The organism is Sulfobacillus sp. TH-112 (assembly GCF_057473405.1).
Genome location: NZ_JBYCKN010000006.1, coordinates 1 through 20,576, shown reverse-complemented (window position 1 = coordinate 20,576; position 20,576 = coordinate 1). Strand labels below are relative to the sequence as shown.

The 20,576-nt window shown below is 53.2% G+C and carries 17 protein-coding genes; 4 read left to right on the top strand and 13 right to left on the bottom strand.

The window, feature by feature from the left end:
• The 7 genes from ACOJWD_RS00465 to ACOJWD_RS00435 form a co-directional block, all read right to left on the bottom strand.
• A partial coding sequence (locus tag ACOJWD_RS00465; protein ID WP_486991247.1) for an MBL fold metallo-hydrolase occupies positions 1–735 on the bottom strand: 735 nt, incomplete at its 3' end.
• Positions 736–1,130: 395 nt separating this feature from the next.
• On the bottom strand, positions 1,131–1,886 hold the full coding sequence (locus ACOJWD_RS00460) for an enoyl-CoA hydratase/isomerase family protein (RefSeq protein WP_486991246.1): 756 nt from the start codon (positions 1,884–1,886) through the stop codon (positions 1,131–1,133).
• A complete protein-coding gene (gene hemG / locus ACOJWD_RS00455; protein ID WP_486991245.1) occupies positions 1,883–3,313 on the bottom strand; it encodes a protoporphyrinogen oxidase in 1,431 nt (476 codons plus the stop codon). The genes ACOJWD_RS00460 and hemG overlap by 4 nt, the downstream gene beginning before the upstream one ends.
• Entirely contained in the window at positions 3,310–4,230 is a 921-nt protein-coding gene (hemH, locus tag ACOJWD_RS00450) for a ferrochelatase (RefSeq protein WP_486991244.1), read from the bottom strand. Before hemH ends, hemG begins: the two co-directional genes overlap by 4 nt.
• Positions 4,227–5,285 carry a uroporphyrinogen decarboxylase gene (hemE, locus tag ACOJWD_RS00445; protein WP_486991243.1) on the bottom strand — a complete coding sequence of 353 codons (1,059 nt, stop codon included), beginning with the start codon at positions 5,283–5,285 and terminating at the stop codon, positions 4,227–4,229. Before hemE ends, hemH begins: the two co-directional genes overlap by 4 nt.
• 67 nt (positions 5,286–5,352) lie before the next feature.
• Positions 5,353–5,892 (bottom strand): hypothetical protein, encoded by a 540-nt coding sequence (locus tag ACOJWD_RS00440; RefSeq protein ID WP_486991242.1) that lies wholly within the window; start codon positions 5,890–5,892, stop codon positions 5,353–5,355.
• A gap of 37 nt (positions 5,893–5,929) precedes the next feature.
• Positions 5,930–6,790 (bottom strand): sulfite exporter TauE/SafE family protein, encoded by an 861-nt coding sequence (locus tag ACOJWD_RS00435; protein WP_486991241.1) that lies wholly within the window; start codon positions 6,788–6,790, stop codon positions 5,930–5,932.
• A gap of 94 nt (positions 6,791–6,884) precedes the next feature.
• Between ACOJWD_RS00435 and ACOJWD_RS00430 the strand changes: the two genes are divergently transcribed.
• Positions 6,885–8,180, top strand: a complete 1,296-nt coding sequence (locus tag ACOJWD_RS00430) for an aspartate aminotransferase family protein (protein WP_486991240.1) — start codon at positions 6,885–6,887, stop codon at positions 8,178–8,180.
• Between the two features lie 89 nt (positions 8,181–8,269).
• Here ACOJWD_RS00430 and ACOJWD_RS00425 read toward each other — a convergent pair whose 3' ends face one another.
• Positions 8,270–9,370, bottom strand: coding sequence for an SLAC1 family transporter (locus ACOJWD_RS00425; RefSeq protein WP_486991249.1), 1,101 nt, complete (start codon positions 9,368–9,370; stop codon positions 8,270–8,272).
• Positions 9,371–9,498: 128 nt separating this feature from the next.
• Here ACOJWD_RS00425 and ACOJWD_RS00420 point away from each other — a divergent pair, with 128 nt between their 5' ends.
• Complete coding sequence (locus ACOJWD_RS00420) at positions 9,499–10,425, top strand: LysR substrate-binding domain-containing protein (RefSeq protein WP_486991239.1); 927 nt, start codon at positions 9,499–9,501, stop codon at positions 10,423–10,425.
• Positions 10,426–11,130: 705 nt separating this feature from the next.
• Here the strand turns inward: ACOJWD_RS00420 and ACOJWD_RS00415 are convergent.
• Positions 11,131–12,312 carry an anhydro-N-acetylmuramic acid kinase gene (locus ACOJWD_RS00415; protein WP_486991248.1) on the bottom strand — a complete coding sequence of 394 codons (1,182 nt, stop codon included), beginning with the start codon at positions 12,310–12,312 and terminating at the stop codon, positions 11,131–11,133.
• 216 nt (positions 12,313–12,528) lie between these two features.
• Here ACOJWD_RS00415 and ACOJWD_RS00410 point away from each other — a divergent pair, with 216 nt between their 5' ends.
• Together ACOJWD_RS00410 and ACOJWD_RS00405 are read left to right on the top strand one after the other, a co-directional pair.
• Positions 12,529–15,741 (top strand): S41 family peptidase, encoded by a 3,213-nt coding sequence (locus ACOJWD_RS00410; protein ID WP_486991238.1) that lies wholly within the window; start codon positions 12,529–12,531, stop codon positions 15,739–15,741.
• Positions 15,742–15,838: 97 nt separating this feature from the next.
• The gene (locus ACOJWD_RS00405) at positions 15,839–16,885 is read left to right on the top strand and encodes a tetraprenyl-beta-curcumene synthase family protein (protein WP_486991237.1); all 1,047 of its coding nucleotides are present in this window, start codon (positions 15,839–15,841) and stop codon (positions 16,883–16,885) included.
• Positions 16,886–17,027: 142 nt separating this feature from the next.
• On the opposite strand, the gene ACOJWD_RS00400 is transcribed toward ACOJWD_RS00405, so the two are convergent.
• From ACOJWD_RS00400 to ACOJWD_RS00385, 4 genes are all read right to left on the bottom strand, one after another.
• Positions 17,028–19,139: a RecQ family ATP-dependent DNA helicase gene (locus ACOJWD_RS00400; protein WP_486991236.1), complete on the bottom strand. Its 2,112-nt coding sequence runs from the start codon at positions 19,137–19,139 to the stop codon at positions 17,028–17,030.
• Positions 19,136–19,933, bottom strand: coding sequence for a 3'-5' exonuclease (locus tag ACOJWD_RS00395; RefSeq protein ID WP_486991235.1), 798 nt, complete (start codon positions 19,931–19,933; stop codon positions 19,136–19,138). Before ACOJWD_RS00395 ends, ACOJWD_RS00400 begins: the two co-directional genes overlap by 4 nt.
• Before the next feature lie 56 nt (positions 19,934–19,989).
• Complete coding sequence (locus ACOJWD_RS00390; protein ID WP_486991234.1) at positions 19,990–20,391, bottom strand: J domain-containing protein; 402 nt, start codon at positions 20,389–20,391, stop codon at positions 19,990–19,992.
• Positions 20,388–20,576: PLP-dependent transferase (locus tag ACOJWD_RS00385; RefSeq protein ID WP_486991233.1), on the bottom strand; the 189-nt coding region annotated here is incomplete at its 5' end. The genes ACOJWD_RS00390 and ACOJWD_RS00385, both read right to left, overlap by 4 nt.

Sequence of the window (20,576 nt, the reverse complement as noted above, 5' to 3'; positions counted from 1 at the left end):
TAAGTTTTTTTGTCGGATTTGCTGCGCCTCTTCTGGAGGTGGTTTTAAGAGACGTAACGTTTGATCAATGAAGGTTGCTTGATCCATCTTTACAAAAGGATTCGCTTGGCGTTCATAGCCAATGGTAGAATGCGGGCTCTTGTTCATAAAAATTCCCCCACACGGCGAAGAACCATAGTGGGCAGGCCATAATTCAGTCCAATCCGGCAGTTCCAACAACCGATGTATGGTGCCAAACTGATCTCCCGCCGCGGCACGAATCGCATCATCGGTCGCCTCCGCTAAGTCCGGGCGGCCCACATCCCCCACAAAGAGGCTATCCCCTGACAACACGGCCCAAGGTTCCTGCCCACGGCGAAGATCGCGAATTATCAGCGAAATGCTGTCCGGCGTATGCCCCGGAGTCTCCCATACTTCAGCCGTCAACGACCCAAATTGCAATACCTCTTTGTCATGGAGTGGCTGAAATGAAAATTCCGCAGGCGCTCGTTGACTAATTGCGTGGGGGACATTAAGCATCCCCGCGAGTTCCTGTGCACATGAAGCATGGTCAGCGTGAACGTGGGTTTCAATCACCATGGTCACATCAACCCCTAAATCTTGCGCTTGGAGTACATAATGTTCGGCGCCAATCGCGCCTAACGGATCCACAATCATGCCCTGACCTGTGACTTCATCGCCCACAATATAAGAATTACATCCTAGTTCAGGATTTCTTACGGTTAACCAGATCATACGTCATCTCCTTTCCCCAACGAGGCATCTCGCTGCATCTCACCCTTTTGTGGAAATTCCCTAAGACCGCTATATCTCGCACCATCCAAGTGCCAAGATTCGTCTTGTTTACATTATATATATACCCGCCGCGGTATGCCAACCGAAGAATTAACTTAATCGTCTGTGACTCCCGCACCCCAAAACATGGCCGATTTGCTATGCATCGATGCGTTCCTAATTTGGCACCATCGACACCTGATCTGCTAAAACAACAAATTCATCACCAGAATCGAGACCTACGACAAAGCCTACCCTCCGTCAGCATAACCTCTTGGATGAGGTGGCGACGCCAATTGAATCCAAACGCCGTCTACCTATACTCAGGGTCATCCGCCTCTCTAATACCACTACGATCACCGACGCTGGAATTGAGCAACGCGTGTGTCGTAGTCTTTCGTCTCATACACAGCATCTATGCGCTCTTGCGCTGCAAGTTTGTCCATTGTCCCCTCCGTGATTGTCTGTATGATATGTTTCATACCAGAGACAGCGGGCCAGCTATTATGATGCAATGCGGTAAGATACTGATGAACATAGGCTTCGAGTTGGTCTTCGTTGACGACAAAGTCAACCAATCCCAAACGCCACGCTTCGTCGGCCCCGACAAGTCGTCCTGAGACTAAGAGGTCCAAAGCTCGTGCCCGACCCACCCTCTCCATCAATTCTTGGGTCTCTGTTGGGCCATAGACAATCCCTAGTTTCGCAGGGGTCACTCCCATGCAAAGGCTATCACTGGCAAATCGCAAATCGGCCGCTAAGGCGATTTCTGCCCCTCCTCCCACACAGCGTCCATAAATCATGGCGAGCGAAACGGCCTTTAGTTCGCGAATAGCCGTGATGGCTCGGTGCACCCAGTCATCATAGACCCGGATATCGTGTAGGGTCTTTCGGACCTCACCAAATTCCTTAATGTCCGCACCCGAGGAAAACGCTTCGCGTCCTTCCCCCCGAATAACCACTGCATGGATGTTGGGATGATCAGAGAGTCGTACCGTCACTTCATAGAGTTCTTGCCACATCCTCAGCGATAAGGCGTTCAAGCGATCAGGCTGGGCAATGGTCATGTAGGCCGTCGGCTCATCATACCGAATCTGAATGGAACCATTCATAACGGCATCACACGGCGTGACTGCTGCCACTCTTCGGTCAAACTCTCCACAGCCTGATTGGCATTGCGAATGCAATCAGGCACCCCTACGCCATCAAAATAGGCCCCGATCAACCGCAAACCACGAAAGGTCTGCAAATGACGCCGCAACGCGTGAATACGGCTATGATGTCCGATCCAATATTGCGGCATTCCTGCCGGGATCCGGAACACCCGCTGATATTGGGGCATATCGGTCACTCCCATGATGTATCCCATCTCACGACCAAATTGAGCCAGTATACTATCGTCGCTCTGGGCTAAGAGGCCTCGTTCGCCGGCCCGACCATAAAATCCACGAATCGGAACCAGCGGGCTTTCATCAGCATAGGCCCATTTAGATTTCACCCAGGTGCCGGCCGTCATTCCTACGCCTTCACCGGCCGGAATTAAAAATCCCGTCTTATCCAAAGAACGATTAAATGCCTCTGGGTGATATACGGCCCCCACCACAGCCAAATCTGCATAAGCAATCCCAGAGAGAATATTCCTGCATGATTCCTCTAAGAATCCCAACATCTCGGCTGCTCGATAAGAAGGCACCGCGACAATGACATCGGTAGCTTCATAGCGTTGCTGATTTGAATCCACCAACTGATAGACTCCTTGATGATGCTCAATGGAGAGAATCGGCGTGTTCTTATGAATAGCGACACGGTCCACTAGAGACCTCTCCAGCGCCTTCACCAAAGACCCCATGCCTTGGTTCAAGGTAAGAAAAAGACCGCCGCCCAGGGGTTGAGCCACGTTGTGCGCTGCTTTCAGTGCCGTCTTCTGACCTTCCTGGATCAAGCTCCGCGCTCGCGATTGATAGGTCAACAGCTGAGGAGCCGTCACTCGGGCACTTAACTGATCAATGTCTCCGGCATAGATGCCTGCCAAAATTGGCGCCGCAATGCGTTTCACGTAGGCATCACCCAACCGATACCGTAACAATTGTCCTAACCCAATGTCCTCTGTAATGCGTTGTCGCGGTAATACGAAGTCCCCCATCAGACGCATCTTTTCAACCCGATTGAGTAGGGGCGATTGGCGCAAGGAGGCCACATCGGTGGGAATGCCGGCTTGCACCCCTCGCGGAATTTCGTGAAAACGACCCCCATGAAAAATATAGGCGCCACGAAATTGAGGGTTCTGGCCGATCAAATACGATCCCAGCCCCAATTCCCGGGCCAATTTCTCTGCCTCCGGTTTTCGACGCAAGAACGAATCGGGGCCACCTTCGAGAACGACACCCTGACTATTATCTGTTTGAATCACGCCACCAATCCGTTCTGCCGCTTCAAAAAGCATCACCTCCATCGGAGTTCTGCCCTCGGATTGCAGTAGGCGATATGCAGCTGAGAGACCACTAATGCCACCGCCGATAATCGCCACTCGTCGTGTCATTGGCTATAGGCCTCCACCAAATCTGCCAAAATCTCGATAAACTGTGCATCAGTATTTAAAGACGGTGTCCGTTCAATATGCATCCCCAGCTTTCGTGCATGGGACTGCGCTTGAATGTCGAGATCGTATAGCACCTCTAAATGGTCCGACACGAACCCTGCAGGGCAGATTAACGCTTGCTTGAATCCATCTTGCGCCATCATCGTCAATTTGTCTAAAATATCTGGGCCCATCCATGGCTCCCGGGTTCGCCCTGCGCTTTGCCAAGAAAAAGTATAGTGGGATTCCCCCAATGCGCGGGCCACCATCGTTCCGGTTTGTCGCAATTCATGAGGATAGGGGTCCTTATCCCGCAAGATTCGCTGAGGCAGACTATGCGCGGAAAAGATGACCGGTAAGTTGCGACGTTCCTCAGCCGTAAATCGCTCGCGAACTAAATGAACCCGCGAGGCTAATAATTGAATCAACTGGGGATGGGTTCCCCAACGCGTGATCGGCCGAAACTTTAGCGGCCTCTCCAGTTGGCGGATGGCCTCCTCTGCCTCAGCAACATAGGTGCCCACACTCATTTTCGAAAAATGCGGGGCGAGCACCAGCCCCACCGCCTGTTCCACCTGATCTCGCTCCATGGCGGCAATGCCCTCTTTAATAAAAGGAGAGGAATGCTTCATCCCTAAGTACACCTGATAGCTCTTCTCTCCATGGCGCGCATTCAGCAATTCTTCCAACAGGACCGCTTGCTGTTCCGTAATGTGGAATAGGGGGGACACTCCACCAATCGCGTCATATCGCGACAGCAGATCGTGTAATTGCGCTTCACTCGGCGCGTTGCCATGACGAATGTGCGTATAGTATCTCATAACATCGTCGGACCCATGAGCGGAACCGTATGCCATCAACAACACACCTAAGGTCATGCCTCGATCCCTCCTCGTGATGACGCGGGCAAAAAGCGCCCATTATCATGCACCCATTTCACCAACTGCCGTAAGGTCGCGGGATCGGTCTCTTTAGGAACCCCGTGTCCTAAATTGAAGATGTAACGGTGATCCCCCGCCATTGACGCTAAGATTTCTTCAACGCCTGCTTGAACCGCGCCGGATCCTGCCAGAAGGCGCTCCGGATCCAAGTTGCCTTGGATCCCTATGTGCGGCCCCAGTCGGCGGCGAGTGTCCGGTAAAGAACTACGCCAATCCACCCCTATCACCGTGGCCCCACTGTCGGCCATGGCATCGAGAAGATGTTCCGTTCCCACACCGAAATAAATCAGCGGCACAACTGACGACGACAAGGCCCCAAAGATCCGCTTCATATGTGGCGCAACAAATCGCATGTAATCGCTTAATGAGAGCGCTCCAGCCCAACTGTCAAACACCTGCAGCGCACTGGCTCCGGCACGTACCTGAGCTTTAAGATACCCGATTACCATCGCGCTTAACTGCGCCATCAAGGCATCAAACGCATCTGGATGGCTCCACATGAGCTCTTTGGTAAAACGATATGTTCGTGAGGGCCCCCCCTCAACCATATAACTCGCTAGCGTGAAAGGAGCGCCGGAGAATCCAATCAGTGGTATGGCGTCAAGACGCTCCACTGTCCGAATGATGCCCTCGAACACGTAGTCGAGATGTCTTTCATCGAACGGGGTAAGGCGCTCAACCTGATCCATCGTCCGAATGGGATCAAACACGATAGGCCCAACATTCTCCTTAATATCGAAGGCCACCCCGAGCGAATCCAAAGGAATCATGATGTCGGAAAATAAAATGGCCGCATCAACGCCCAAATCCTCCACCGGTCGAACCGTGACTTCGGCAATCAGTTCGGGGGAGCGTGCCAATTCCAACATGCTGTGCGTCTTCCTCAGTGCCTGATACGATGGCTGATAGCGACCCGCCTGACGCATAAACCATACCGGAATGGTATCATGCACCTCTCCGCGACAGGCGCTTAAAAACCGACTCTCCCTCATGCCCACTTAGTCCCCCTTATGTCGGAAAAATTATAGCACACAGGCCCTTCTTTCCCTGTGGCGCGAGCTAGTTTCCATGCGGCAAGGGAGCGGCGGGGATGAGGTTCCAAATATTTAAATCAAAAGAGTCTTTTGAGGTGGTGGTTTGAATCTGATCGGTGTTGAAGCTCACGGCCTCAATCACCGGATCGACCCCTTGAGAGATCCAAAAGCTGACCAGTCCGGTTTCCGAATTTTGTCCTTTAGGATAAAAGTGTCGCGAAAGAGAAAACTGAGCACTTAAAATGACCGGATTGCTTCCCGAGATAGTCACATCACGAAGCGACACATTCGCCTGAATCGAAGAAATATCAGCCGATGACTGAACCGTGCGATCCTGCTGCAAAATCCATGCGGAAAGGCGCGCCGCCTCCGTACCCGGTGCTGTAATTTTTTGCAATGCCATATCGGCTTGGTGCGACGGGAGTTCCGCTTCCCAACGCAAATATGATGCTCCAAGTTTGGACAATGCTTGCACTTGATGTCTCTGGAAGATCTCATGATGAATTTCGATGGCGCCAAAAATCACCACGCCCACACCCACAAGATATACCCACCATCTCTTCATATCTCTAGTATACTGAATAACCTCCTCCGTCAACAGGCTAAATCAAAGGCAGCAGGGAGAAGAGAACTCCTAAAACAATAACCACTGTAGCGATCATGCGTAACACATAAGGCGACATGCGAAGTCCCCAGTGACTCCCCATAGTACTGCCGATAGCAGAGCCAATGACAATCGGTATCGCAAGACGCCAATCGATGAGATGCTGGCCAGCTCGAATTAATGAAGATATGAGCGCGAGATAGAAAATCACTTGTAATACGGTTGCTACCACCTGCCGATAGGGTAGTGGAGTGCTCCACAACATCAAGGGAATCAACAAGAATGATCCGGGCATACCGGTAACACCAGAAATAATACCGATCAACGCGGTACCGCCATATAGGCGCATAGGATGGATTTTCACGACTCCGGCCACTTTTGACGCCGGTCGCCACCACAAAAAGATGGTCCCTAGGAGAGCAACCCCCAGGTCCAGCGCCAATAATCCGTGACCACCCCAGTGATAGGACCAAAGGCTCGTCATCAGCGCCGCCACCGTGCCAGTAGCCCCCATCATCCGAGCCTTGTTCCGATCAATGATCTTTTCTCGACGATAAACGCGACTTGCGCGGTAGGCGGACATCATCGCACCTAGCGATGCCAGCCCGGCAATATTGGCGGTGCTCACGTCCGCCCACCCTTCGCGGTGTAGCCACAAAAGCACCGGAACCATCAAAATGGCTCCGCCGAGACCAGCGCCTGCCGCCAAGAATCCGATGGCCGTGGCTAACAGCATCAGTAGAGCATCCATTTCGACGGGCGTCCCACCAATGAGGTTTAAGCCAATGCCTAAGTCGATTCCTGCCAGTAGGGGGATCCCCCACATTAGCCGATCGGCGCCGTATCGTGGATTAATCATGGGCCTAGCATGCCCGACGCAAAAAGGGCTTATGTCATCGAGAGACGATGCGGTATGATAATACTCATATTTGTTACGAAACGAGGTTAGTTTGTTGTCCTACGAAAAATCACAAAACTGGTTTAAGCGAGCCCAAACGGTGATTTCTGGTGGGGTCAATTCTCCCGCGCGCTCTTTTCGGTCTGTCGGTGGCGATCCGCCATTAGTCATGGATCGCGGCGAAGGCGCTTACCTCGTCGATGTGGACGGCAACCGCTACATCGACTATCTAGCTGCCTTTGGCCCACTAGTACTCGGTCATAGCTATCCGGACGTGGTCGAGGCGGGCCGAGAAGCCCTGCAACGCGGCCCGCTTTTGGGGACACCACACCCCGATGAAATTGCCCTCGCGGAAGAACTGTGCCGTTCCATCAGCGGCTTAGACCAGGTGCGCATGACCACGACCGGAACCGAAGCGGTGATGTCGGTTATTCGATTAGCGCGTGCCTATACCCAGCGAAACTTGGTCGTAAAATTTGAGGGCACCTATCACGGACATAGCGACGCCATGTTGGTGAACGCCGGGTCGGGTGCCTCCACCGTGGGCGCTTCCGACAGCTTAGGCGTGCCCATCGGGGTGACACAAGATGTGGTCAGCCTCCCCTACAATGACGTCGAAGCCCTAGAGACATTGTTACGCGAGCGCGGCTCGGAGGTGGCCCTCGTCCTCACTGAGCCCATCGTGGGAAACATGGGAATCGTGAATCCTCAACCGGGATACTTAGAAGAAGTGGCGCGTCTCACCCGAGCCGCTGGCGCGCTTTTGGGATTTGATGAAGTCATTACCGCCTATCGTTTTCACTATGGATCGGCAGGCGCTCTTTTAGGCGTGATCCCGGACCTCTATGCCTTGGGGAAAATTATTGGCGGCGGGCTTCCTGCTGGTGCCTATGGGGGGCGGCGAGAGATTATGCAGTATGTGGCTCCCCTAGGTGGTATGTTTCAAGCAGGGACACTGGCGGGAAATCCCCTCTCTTGCCGAACGGGACATGCGACACTAAAGGTCTTGCGCAATACCAATCCCTATCCCCGCATGGATCGACTGGCCCACGACCTCGCCACCGCCATTTTACAGTTGGCTCGCCATCATGACATTCCTGTCACGCTCAATCGGGCGGGCTCAGGTTTCACCCTATTTTTCGGCCCCACCCCGGTTATCGATTACACAAGTGCGCAAAAAGCGGATAAGGCCCTCTTTGGCAGGTTTCATTCCTTGATGTTGCAACAAGGCATCTATCTGGCTCCAAGCCGATTCGAGGCCTGGTTTGTGTCAGCGGTCCACACCGTCGACATGATTGAAGAGACCATACGAGCCGTGGATGTCGCCTTTAGTCGTCTTCGAAGCCTATAGCCCCACCGACGCAAGCTACCTCAGCAGTGTGGCAGCACCTTCCTACAGGTTCTGCCACAGTGCTGAGGTAGTGCTGAGGTAATGGCCTATCACACCGCCTCTTGATCACTTTCGGAAACCAACAAAGCGGTCTCGCGTTGGGATGCGGCGTGCCGAATAATCTGACGAAGGTGTCCTACCGTGAATACCGTCACCAGCAACCAGAACCCCCCCAACATACCGAAGAATACCACTGACGATCCCTGAAATATGGCGCCACCGAGGTCGCGAACCAGTAAATCAGTACCAGCACCGAACACGCCAATCGGGAAGGTCAGTCCCCACCATCCCAGATTAAAGCGGATCCGCTTCGAAAGGACATAATATCCGGTAACAAGAATACTTTGACCCATCCACCAAATTCCGAGTCCCCATAATATAATAGCTATCAGAAAAGCCGCACTCTCGATGCCCGTACCAAACTGCGGGAAAAGACTCACACTATCATGCCCAATGCCCATCATCCCCATTACCCCGGTGCCTAAGGTTCCGAGTGTAATCCACGTGGACACCGCCATCTCCTGAGGAGGTAGCTTGTGCAACGCTAGTCGCATAAACAGTATGCCCAGCATCAAGAATGCCATCGGGACACTAAACGCCCAGAGGGCCACAACCCCGACAAATAAGTCGTGGCGCAAGGCGACGTTCGCCACATGGGGCAATAAGATCGCCCCCGACGCAGCCGCCACCTCGGCCGGCACTACTGGCATCAGCCACACCGCAGTCATTTGTGCCAGCGAATGTTGGTGCCGAGTAAACATCCAAAAGGGCACCCCAAACCCTGTCGCCAAAGCCATGGCGACGTTCACTAACCACAAGATCGCGCCCAGGTGATAGGCCTCATTCCCCAAATATTGCGGGCCCATGTCAAATAGGGCATTGATAATCGTAGTGAACGCCATTGGTATCGCGCCGAAAAACATCGACTGCACGGGATGATTTACCACTTGGCGCATCCCCGGGCGATCAAAGATGGCCTTCGCCACCAGTAACACAACCAGTACAGAGAAAATGAACACGTTCACTATCGCCACAGCAAACCCGATTTCTTTAAGCCAAGATGGTGCCCCAGGCAACAAAAAAGCGTCTACCGCAAGAATCCCCGTTCCCATGCTCACTGTAAACCAATTGGGAGTAAACCCTTTCACCATTCCCACGACGCCACCTCATTTCTATTTGCCTCGCCTCAGCTGGTACCGTTATCATAGAAAGAAGGATGGCACCGTGCGTTTCGCAATACCGAAAAGTCATCCGCTATTTGCGAAGGGAAAGACCTCTCATGGATCCAAGACTAGGAGTTTTTCTTACCGTAGCCCGGGTTGGACAACTCACCCAGGCTAGCCGTGATCTAAACCTCGCCCCTTCGTCTGTCTCTCAGCAAATTGCGGGGCTCGAGCATGACCTCGGGACCACTCTCTTCACACGAAGTAGTCGCGGCATGCAACTCACCACCACCGGTCGTTTACTATTTGCGGCGGCGGAAGAAATGGATGGCTTATGGCAGGAAACCCGTCGCAATGTAGGGCGGGAAGAATCCCATTCATCGCAGGTACGCATTGCTGCCTCGCATACCGTCACGGAACTCTTCCTGCCACGGCCACTCGGGCGCTTTCGGGCCCAATGGCCCGAAACGCGTATCCACCTCACCATGACAAATAGCGCTAGTGTGATTGAACAGGTAAATCGTGGAATGGTAGACATTGGTCTTGTAGAAGGGGCGCCATCAAGCGGAACCTCGATTCGCCATGGGTCACGTATTGCTCTTTGGCAGGATACGTTAGGTCTTGTGGTATCAAAAGCGCACCCCCTATCGCGCCACGCTGTTGTGACTATCGAGGACGTATTGGAGCAATCCTGGATTTTACGTGAAGCGGGCTCAGGTACCCGGCGAGTGTTTGAAGAGGCCCTCGAACACGCGGGTATTGCGCCCTTCCAGCTCAACATTCTGATGGAACTATCTTCATTGCGCGCCATCTTGGCTATGGTGGCCAATCATGTGGGGGTCAGTGTGGTCTCCGAAGCGATTGTCAAATCGACAGAAATCGCGCTTCCCACTCTGACACTCGTGCCGATCGCAGCTCTCAAGCTGAGCCGCACTATCGAATGTATCCTCCCCCTTCATCCATCCATCTCAGCCACTCAATTGTTGCACGAGCTCGAACGGGACGTGTCGATCCGTCACAGCCAAGATAGTAAGGAACTCTAGCTCTAAATGATTTCCCACAAAGCACCTCTTATGGTTTTAGAAAAGGCCGCAGTGAGCTTAGGAAGGAATGAGCATCGATGATGGTCTACGGTGGACCGTTGATAGTGGAACAAAAAAGTGTGACAGCGCCACGTATCCCGGTCCACAATGAGCTATTGGCTAGCCCTCAGATGAAATGCTCTCCAACTGATCCTTGTGATTCCGGAGTATGGCCAGAAGACGCTTTTGAAGGAATCACCATTGATAGTTCGGCTCAACCAGTGGTTCAAAATGCTCCATCACCTTTGCCCCAGAGTGCCAGCCTTTAGGCTTTAACTATTTTGATGCTTCCACGGTTCCGTCTGGCTACAGACAGTACTGGCAGGAATATCCATCGCGTGGTCCCGATGGCTCTCCTGGGTCCCTTAGGACAAAATCTGTCCCGAACCAGTACCCGGATCCCTTGAATGAGTGCCACTGGCGGTTGCCCACCTAATTCCTCAGCACGGTACGTTTATACCTCAGAAGCTAAGTGTTGACTCGTGAAGCCGACTGCCACTCCGGGATACCCGTAGGCAGTCGAGGCATTTCAATCGGTCATAACCGCTTCGGGTCCTTATTCTTTCCCATACAAGTTCACACTTCCTATAAATCAATGCCCGCTGCCATCTGTGCCCATCGAAAGCGTGAATATCTCTCAGAGTACCCAATCCCCTAATAAAATCCTTAGCCACCGTAGACCCGAGTTCCCGACCGCGCAGGCGTCCACGATCCTTGGACCGTCGTTCTGCGCGCTCCTGTGACGCGCGGCATATTGGTCGGTATCCCCTCTAAGAATTGCCACGCAAATAATGCAAAAGCCAATGCTTCCTTGAAATCTCCAGAAATACCATAAGCGGTGGTAGACTCCCAAGAACGGAGAAGTGCGCTCTCGCGTTCAATGACCGACATCAGCGTGAGATTATGCGTACCTCCTCCCGAGGCGATGAGCGCAAATGGGGAGGTCATCTCGCGCCTAATACCCTGCGCAATCGAGATGCCAACCAATTCCGTGGCGGTCCTAAGAAGATCTTCTGGGGACAAAGCCCATCGCTGCGCATCCTCGTAGAGGAGGCGACAGTACTCCAAACCAAATTCTTCTCGACCGGTCGACTTGGGTGAAAAACGCGTAAAATAGGGATGCCGAAGCCATTGAGCCAAGAGACTTTCGTGCACCGCCCCGGCCTTCGCCATTGCACCATCCTGATCAAAACGACAACGTCCCTCGGTCACCATATTAATAAGCCCATCGAGTACCATATTGCCAGGACCGGTATCGAATCCGATAAGAGTCTCAGGATGAGCCCCCTGCTCTAAGAGGGTGACATTGGCGATTCCACCAATATTTAATACTACGCGATTTTCAGATTCGCTATGTAAAAGCGTGTAATCAAAATAGGGAATCAGCGGTGCACCTTGTCCACCTAACGCCATGTCATGGGCGCGAAAGTGAGATACGACATCAATTCCCGTCTCGCAGGCAATCACTGCAGGGTCACCAATTTGAACGCAAAATCCTGTGCCGAAGCGATTCGGTTCGGGGGGATAATGGGCAATGGTTTGCCCATGGGATCCAATGACCTGTACCTCCTCCGAATTAATCCCCGCCTCGTCAAGCAAGCGGTTTACCGCCCGTGCAAACCACATTCCTATATCGCGATTTAATAATCCCATATCGTAAACCGAGAACGCCGGCGAAAACGCGGCAAAAATTCGCTCACGTTCGCCCGAACTGTACGGTTCATAGAGTGACCCTTTCAAATCAATCTTTAATTGAGGTCCATCGTGAGAAATGCGTGCCAGAACCACATCGATACCATCGGTCGATGTGCCAGACATCAGTCCCATTACATAGCGCTTCGTTAACATCACCCTCCGTTTCGTGGACCCATCCGTCCACTGACCCATCATATACTGATCCGGATCACTAGCCTATCAGCAGAGAGACGGAATAGCCCCGGCATGTCATCCCGACAAACCGCCAAAGGTATGCCTTTCAACGGTCAAATTGCGCAAGCGTACCCACTCCTCTATACTAATTCTAATGTGCGAAAACACTGACGTCACAGAACATAGGAGTGAATCATGGAAACAAGAGGATATTATCGATTCCCGACAGTGCATGGTCAGCGGGTCATTTTTGTTACAGAAGACGATTTGTGGGAAGTGTCCTTGAACGGCGGCATCGCGCGCCGTTTGACCACCGGCCTCGGCAGCGCCATTCGTCCCCATCTCTCTCCCGATGGGCATTGGATTGCCTTTGTTGGTAAAGAAGAAGGCGATAGCGAAGTATATGTTATGCCAAGTCAAGGCGGTCCCGTGCGTCGCTTAACCTACATGGGATCGGGAATGATTGTAGTCGGCTGGCATCCTGACGGCCGTATCATTTTTTCTACATATCAAGGGAACCCCTTTATGAGCTGGCGTAGCCTTTACGCCATTAGTCCTGAGGGGGGCGAACCCGAGTTACTGCCCTACGGACGAGCCTCTTGGATCTCTTTCGGACCCCAAGGCGGCGTGGTGTTAGGACGGCCGACCACGGATACCGCCTATTGGAAACGGTACCGCGGTGGAACGCGAGGTGTCTTATGGATTGATCAAAAGGGTGATCAGCAATTCGAGCGCTTTGCCATGGAAGATGGAAATCTCGTGACCCCACTATGGATCGACCATCTCATTTATTTCGTGTCCGATCACGAGGGAAGCGCCAATCTCTATTCAATGACGCCAAGCGGCGAAGACGTCAAACGTCTCACAGACCATGAGGACTATTACGTTCGCAATGCTACCAGTGACGGAAAAGTGATTGTCTATCATGCTGGAGCCAGACTGTATGCATACGACATCAAGACGCAAACCGAAAAGGAGATTGCGGTCGAGTGGCACTCTCAACGGACATCGCTTGAGCGCAAGCATCTCAGTGCAGCGAAGTACTGGAGTGACTATACCCTATCGCCTCACGGCGACACATTGGCCATTACCACGCGCGGAAAACTGTTTTCTCTGGCCCCCTTCGAAGGCCCGGTGCGCCCGTTAGGCACTCCCCAAGGGGTTCGCTATCGACTCACCCAATACATTGATAATGACACCCTCTTAACCATCTCCGACGAAGGCGGCGAAGATCATTTAGAAATTCACCATCTTCTGGAGACCCCTGAAGGGATTACTCAAATCCCTCATGATTTTGGCATCATCACCGAGCTGAAAATATCGCCCAACGGCGAATTCGTAGCTTTGACCAACGAGCGTCAAGAGTTGTGGCTTCTCGATCTCAAGACCTATGACATGACGAAGATTGTCGATACCATCTACGGCCGCCTTCCGGGAATCGATTGGTCACCGGATAGCCGATGGATGGCCTATGCCTTGCCCGAAAAGTCCGTAACGGCGATCTACCTCTATGAATTGTCGACCAAGACGTCGCATCGCATCACCGAGCCCATTTTGGGGGACCGACGTCCAGTCTTTGATCCCGAGGGGCGCTACCTCTACTTTCTCTCTCGACGGGTATATAAGCCGGTATGGGACAATATGAAGTTCGACCTCAGCTTCCCCAAAGGTGAGACCCCTTGTCTCATCACGCTCGCTAAAGACACCCTATCGCCGTTTATCCCCGTGCCTCGTCCCTTGGTACCGCACGACGACACGTCGCACAAGACAGAGGACGAAACCTCGGATAACAGTGCTCCGGTCACCAAAATTGACTTAGACGGGATCCAACATCGCATCCTGGCCTTTCCAGTCTCAGAGGCTCTCTACCATGACATTGAAGCCCTACCCGGTCAGGTGCTGTGGACAAAAGCCGATCCCGCTGATGAAGACGATGACCACGACCTCTATCCCGGCACCCCCTCAGCGCGAGAACACCTGATACGCTACGACCTGAAGGAACTGAAAGAGGACACCCTCAGCGATGCCATTACCAGCTTTACGTTGTCGAACGATCGAAAGACGATGGCCGTGCGCACGCGCAATCAATTACGCTTGATAAAGGCCGGCGATAAAATTGACGCCAAAGAGGATAAACCGGGGCGCTCCAGCGGCATTGTCGATTTAAGTCGCATTCATGTTCAAGTGGACCAAGTGGCGGAATGGTACCAAATGCAGCGAGAAGCATGGCGATGGATGCGAGAGATGTTCTGGATTAAAGACATGGCGGGTGTTCCCTGGGATGCCATCTACGATCGGTATCGCGTCCTTATTCCGCATGTCACCACCCGGGGCGAATTCTCCGATCTCATTTGGGAAATGCAAGGAGAGCTCGGATCCTCACACGCCTATGAATTTGGAGGAGACTACCGTCATGAGCCTCACCATCGAGTCTCTTTCCTAGGCGCCCGATACCGATGGAACCAAGAGTATGCGGGCTATACCATTACGCATCTCATCCAAGGCGATAGCTGGGATCCCTCCCTCACGTCGCCGCTTCTGACCCCAGGCGCTCAGGTGGCGGTAGGGGATATCGTGACGGCCATTAACGGCCAGCCGCTGGGACCTGATCTGCCTCCCGGTGCACGCCTTATCGACTACGCGGGAGACGAAGTCGCCCTGACTGTGGTCACGCCCGGGGGCCCTCCCCGCACGGCCACCATTAAGCCCATTAGTAGCGAAGTGCCGGCTCGCTATCGGGAATGGGTAGAAAATAATCGACGACATGTCCATGAAGCAACCGATGGCCGAGTGGGCTATATCCACATCCCTAACATGGGGAGTGCAGGATTCGCAGAATTTCACCGCGGCTATCTTGCGGAGCATGAACGCGAAGGACTCATCATTGACGTGAGGTACAATGGCGGCGGCATCGTCTCTCCATTGCTGCTAGAGATGCTCAATCGCAAGCGAGTGGCCTTTGCCCGCCAGCGCAATGGTCGTATTCAACCGTATCCCTACGAGAGTCCAACCGGCGCCATGGTGGCCCTGACCAACGAGAATGCAGGATCCGATGGAGACATCTTCAGCCACTCCTTCAAACTCATGAATTTGGGTCCCTTACTGGGCGTGCGGACTTGGGGTGGGGTCATTGGCATCGATCCCCGATATGCGCTAGTCGACTTTGGTTCTACCAGCCAGCCAGAAGATGCGTTTTGGTTCAAGGACGTCGGGCTAAACGTCGAAAACTACGGGACCGATCCTGACATCGTTGTAGAGGAAACTCCACAAGGCATGGCCCAAGGGATTGACGAACAACTGGATCGCGCGATAAAGGAAATCGAGCGGATCTTGGAGACCTTTGAACCCCTGACGCCAGATTTTGATCATCGACCCGAGCGCGCGCAGCAACCCTTACCACCTCGATAGGGGAGGAACCGGGTAAGTTCATTGTGACTTACCCGGTTCTGTCTTTGAATCGGGACAACATAGAAGAAATATAGCGCTTGGAAAGGAAGAGGTCCCCATGGGAAGTTTCATCCGGTCGTGGAACTGGGGAAAAGAATACTTTCGGCATGTCCGCCCCAATGTCATTCGTGGCCTCGCTCCCATTCGGCAACGAGCCGAAGAAATTCCCCATCCGGACTTGCGCGATCAGGCGCTCTCGTCCCTCAATACAAAGCAGTTTCATTGTGAAGGCGGCGGCGTCTTTGCAGGACCGTCCCGTGATATCAGCGGACATCTATTACAATTCCTTTTACCCTATCAAACCCTATGCGATTACCTCGATACCGTCACGGATCGGGGCCCCTCGCAAGAACTAGCCAATTTACGGCAGTTACATCAGTCTCTTTTGGATGCGGTCGCTCTAGATACTCCCTTGGGGAACTATTATGCGCTACATCCCTATGGAGATGACGGTGGTTATATTCATTACCTCATCGAAGAGTCGCGTCGTGGACTTCAATCTTTTCCTGGGCATGAAGAAATTACTCCCTCATTAGAGCGGTTAATTCATCTCTACATCGACCTTCAAGTTTATAAGCACGGCCCGGTGGCGGAACGGGTGCCAAGATTATCTCAATGGCACCGTGAAAATGATCCGACCGAAGGAGCGTTGCAGTGGTGGGAGTTTTCCGCGGCTGCAGGGACCACGTTGGGCCTCTTTGCCCTTTTAACCGTGGCACAAGATCCGCATCCTTCAAAGGATCTAATTTCTCAAGTCACCGATCTCTACCTGCCCTGGATTGGCGCACTCCATATCCTCTTGGACTACTATGTGGATGAAGAAGAGGATCGCGCGGGCGGAGACTTAAACTTTGTCACCTATTACCCGTCCCGTGAAGCCGCGATTTCCCGTATCCAATGGATTTATCAAACGGCGCTTCAAAAGGCCAACGCCCTTCCCGACAGAGATTTTCATCACTATGTGGCCAAGGGACTTTTAGGGTTCTATCTCTCCGATCAGAAAGTGCGCCCTCATTTTCGCGGCCCGACCTGCAAACTTTTGGCGACCGGCGGAACCATCAGCATGGGCGTCTATTTAGCGGCTTTAGTGGGCCGCTCCCCGTAACGACATCGGCTTCGCATCCAAAACACCTATGCCGCCCGCCTCAAGCTAGCGGACACCCCATCAAATGCTCGGTCTGGTGCGCCACTCTCTAATTCTGAACCGGAAACACTTCATACCCTCACTCGCCCGACCCTGCTTCTGCCTATGGCACACGGTCAATGTCATAGGTTCTCACCCCATCTCGAGGAGTACCTGCTTTCCCCGCAAGATGAGCGGTTCGAGTACGTCGATAGACTGCACGCGCCACGTCCCACTGATCAAAACCAAACCGCCCCTCCAAGGCATCATAGAGAGGACGCAGCCGATCGGCAGACAAAACATCGAGGAGTTGCGCCATTGTTGCATAATCCTCCGCACTAAACCAATAGGGCAGATAATGACGCCACTCCGCTTCCGGTGCGTCAGCAATCCAGTCTACAAAATAGCCTCGTACGGTGCTAGAAGCCCGTCCCACCTCTTTAACCACGTCATTAAACGGTACTCCAGAATTAAAGAGCCATATGGCCCGTTCTCTCGGCACCGTTTGGTCAAGAGGAGCCTCCATCGGTGTGCCCGATGCATGTTCCTGAACAATCCTCAGGAGCGCTTCACCATATCGTTGCCGACGTTTGGGTCCGATCCCATGGCATCGCGCCAAGTCCTCCAGCGATTGCGGTCGCTTCGTGGCAATCCCCATCAAATCACGATCACTCATGACGATATAGGGCTCCGAGCCTATGGCACGCGCCTCATCTAACCGCCAAGTGCGTAGGGCGTCCACTAACTGTGCATCGGCTCGTCGAGTGACGGTGGTTTGGTTTCCAGACGAACATTGATCGCAGCAATAATCGACCGTAGCGGGACTCTGGCCGTAGTAATGGACGAGATGAGCACGTCGGCAAGTGGTCGCTTCAACATATTGAGCCATGTGCTGAAAGAGGCCAAACCGCCGTTGCCAAAATTGATCCAAGCGATACACGAGCGCCTCCCGAAAAGAGGTCACGTCATGCAGGCGAATCACCCGCGCTGCACTTCCTCCGCTTTTCAGTGTCAGTACTCCCATGTCTTCCAATACCGAGAGCAGGACAGGCGTCCGAGAATCATCGACCTCAAATTCAAAGAGAACCGCGCGCCCCACCGGCAGAACTTGCAAACGGGCGACAATATGATCAATCCACTCGACGGACGGACGCTCATCTTTAATCCACCGTTCTCGTCGATAGAGGTCCATGGGTTGAATAATCATCTGTGCTGACGCTTGTGCGCCATCACGACCCGCTCGTCCAATTTCTTGATAGTACGAATCGAGGGAGTCCGGAACGTCCACATGTATCACTTGGCGAATATCGGCACGATCAATCCCCATCCCAAATGCCGTTGTCGCGGCCACCACGCGCACGGCCCCGCCAATAAAATCCTGTTCCACTTGCCGACGGATATGAGGCGCCAACCCCGCATGATACGCCACCACCGAAATACCCAATGCCTGCCGCAATTCCCGGGCCCAGCGTTCCGTCTTCATCCGGGTGGAGCAATAAATAATGGCCCCTCCTGGCACTGACTGGACCAGTTCGGCCACCCGTAACCGTTGTTCTTTCGGGCTAGAGACCATTTCGACATTCAGATAGAGATTGGGTCGGTCTACCGTTCCCTCCACCATATGTAACATCTCGTCGCCGGCCGTCAAGTAAAATCGAATATCGGCTTTGACCCGTTCCGTGGCAGTGGCCGTAAGAGCCAGCAGCAAAGGATTCCCGATCTCTTCCCGAAACCCACGAATACGGCGATATTCAGGACGAAAATCGTATCCCCACTCTGAGATGCAGTGCGCTTCATCCACCACCAAGAGCCGCGGCCGAACCACTCTGAGGGCCGCTAAGAGTCGGTCATGGGACAACCTTTCGGGGGCAACATAAAGTAATCGCAGGTCGCGGTTTTCCCATCGCGCCAAGATTTCTCGCTGTCGTTCTGACGTGAGCTGTCCAGTTAATGCTTCAGCGGCAATTCCGAGGGATTGCATCCGTTCGGTTTGATGATGCATGAGCGCCACCAAGGGGGAGATCACTAAGACCGGAGCATCCCAATAGACACTCGGTAGTTGATAACACAGCGATTTTCCCGAACCAGTTGACACCACCGCTAATACTGACTGGTCGTGAATCAAATGTGCAATGACTGGTTGCTGAAAATCACGTAACGCCGCGAGCCCAAAGCGATCACGAAGAATCGTACCGAGGTGATTCCATTGCAAACCGGTCAAGCCCATCTCCTTCATGAGGATTCCTCGTGCGCCTCAAGAGCGGTCCATCTTTGAATAAAGGTATCCCACATCCCGGAGTCATCATCACGCAGCCACCCATGAGCGCTCGAGAGAAGATTGTCCCGTCTTAGCGCGTCGAGCCATCCCCGATGATACGCATACTCCATAAAGACCAGGGTGGTGGTCAGTACATCGTGGGCGCAATATTGGCGAATACGTTCTCGATCGCCGGCTTCATAGAGGTCGATCACTTGACTCCCGTCAATGCCCAGTTTCCCCGGAAATCCCAATAATGTCGCCATTTCGTCTAAACTCACCCGCGAAGACGCTCCATAGCTACTGAGAATATCCATCAGGTCGAGATGCGATTCTTCATCAAAGCGCTTTCGATAGCCGTGATAAGGCTCTCCGATCTCGTAAAAAGCTTTGGTCACAATATGATGTTGCATAGCCCGATAGAGCAACGTCGGGATATCAAAACCAGAACTATTCCATCCCACCAAACGCGGCTTCACATCTTCAATTACCGCGAAAAAGTCACCTAACAACGACGCTTCATCATCATGAACCGCCCCTAGAGGCCCTAAGCGGCGAATCACGCCTTCACCATCAATCAGAGCAGCCGCAATGGCTACCACCTGGTGAAAAGGGGGCTTGAGAAATTCTGAGGTCCCTGTCTCTTCGAGACGCTGGCTTAACATGGCCCGACGAACCGTTCGGTCAAGCACGTCTGGCGCCATTCCCAGCCATTGCCGACCCGCCTTCACATCGGGTACCGTCTCAATATCAAATACCATCCAATATCGCATACCAGGTTCATCCTCCGGATTGATTCTACTTCACGTTCATAACACGGATCTTCCGGTTACCAACGGGGTCGATGGGAAGCACAGTAGCCGGACAATGACTCGTCACACCGCGAACATAATGGGGTGCCGCATACCGTACAGAACACCACCGCCCATCGACCATGTGCACGGCATTGCAAATCATTCAAATTGACCGGACGGCTCGGCCGCGCACTCGGGCGCTTCGGCGGGGGAGGCGGCGGAGTCACCACGCGAGCTCGCCCCGCCATAATTTCCTGATAAGCCCAAGTGACCTGCTTCATGATCTCTTCATGCCGCGCTTGTTCTGGGGGATTTCCCGCGTAGCGATCGGGGTGATTCAAGCGCACCATGCGCAAATATTGCGCACGAACCATCTCATGGGGCGAACCCGGAGGAATCCCTAAAATTTTCCACGCATCTGGTGCGGCCTTATTCACTCCGCCCCCTCCGATGTCAGGGCTTGTCCAATATCCCACAGTAAGTCGTCCCCATCTTCAATTCCCACCGAGAGGCGAATTAGCGAATCGGTAATCCCCCGTCGTAGGCGCTCCGGTTCTGGAATTGACGCATGTGTCATAGTGGCGGGATGCCCCACTAATGATTCCACTCCGCCTAAGCTCTC

What these genes read in the sequence shown, in the direction of transcription:
- ACOJWD_RS00460 (WP_486991246.1), bottom strand. Translation starts at nt 1,886, where the DNA reads ATGAATGGTTCCATTCAGATTCGGTATGATGAGCCGACGGCCTACATG.
- hemG (WP_486991245.1), bottom strand. Translation starts at nt 3,313, where the DNA reads ATGACACGACGAGTGGCGATTATCGGCGGTGGCATTAGTGGTCTCTCA.
- hemH (WP_486991244.1), bottom strand. Translation starts at nt 4,230, where the DNA reads ATGACCTTAGGTGTGTTGTTGATGGCATACGGTTCCGCTCATGGGTCC.
- hemE (WP_486991243.1), bottom strand. Translation starts at nt 5,285, where the DNA reads ATGAGGGAGAGTCGGTTTTTAAGCGCCTGTCGCGGAGAGGTGCATGAT.
- ACOJWD_RS00440 (WP_486991242.1), bottom strand. Translation starts at nt 5,892, where the DNA reads ATGAAGAGATGGTGGGTATATCTTGTGGGTGTGGGCGTGGTGATTTTT.
- ACOJWD_RS00435 (WP_486991241.1), bottom strand. Translation starts at nt 6,790, where the DNA reads ATGATTAATCCACGATACGGCGCCGATCGGCTAATGTGGGGGATCCCC.
- ACOJWD_RS00425 (WP_486991249.1), bottom strand. Translation starts at nt 9,370, where the DNA reads ATGGTGAAAGGGTTTACTCCCAATTGGTTTACAGTGAGCATGGGAACG.
- ACOJWD_RS00420 (WP_486991239.1), top strand. Translation starts at nt 9,499, where the DNA reads ATGGATCCAAGACTAGGAGTTTTTCTTACCGTAGCCCGGGTTGGACAA.
- ACOJWD_RS00415 (WP_486991248.1), bottom strand. Translation starts at nt 12,312, where the DNA reads ATGTTAACGAAGCGCTATGTAATGGGACTGATGTCTGGCACATCGACC.
- ACOJWD_RS00410 (WP_486991238.1), top strand. Translation starts at nt 12,529, where the DNA reads ATGGAAACAAGAGGATATTATCGATTCCCGACAGTGCATGGTCAGCGG.
- ACOJWD_RS00405 (WP_486991237.1), top strand. Translation starts at nt 15,839, where the DNA reads ATGGGAAGTTTCATCCGGTCGTGGAACTGGGGAAAAGAATACTTTCGG.
- ACOJWD_RS00400 (WP_486991236.1), bottom strand. Translation starts at nt 19,139, where the DNA reads ATGAAGGAGATGGGCTTGACCGGTTTGCAATGGAATCACCTCGGTACG.
- ACOJWD_RS00395 (WP_486991235.1), bottom strand. Translation starts at nt 19,933, where the DNA reads ATGCGATATTGGATGGTATTTGATATTGAGACGGTACCCGATGTGAAG.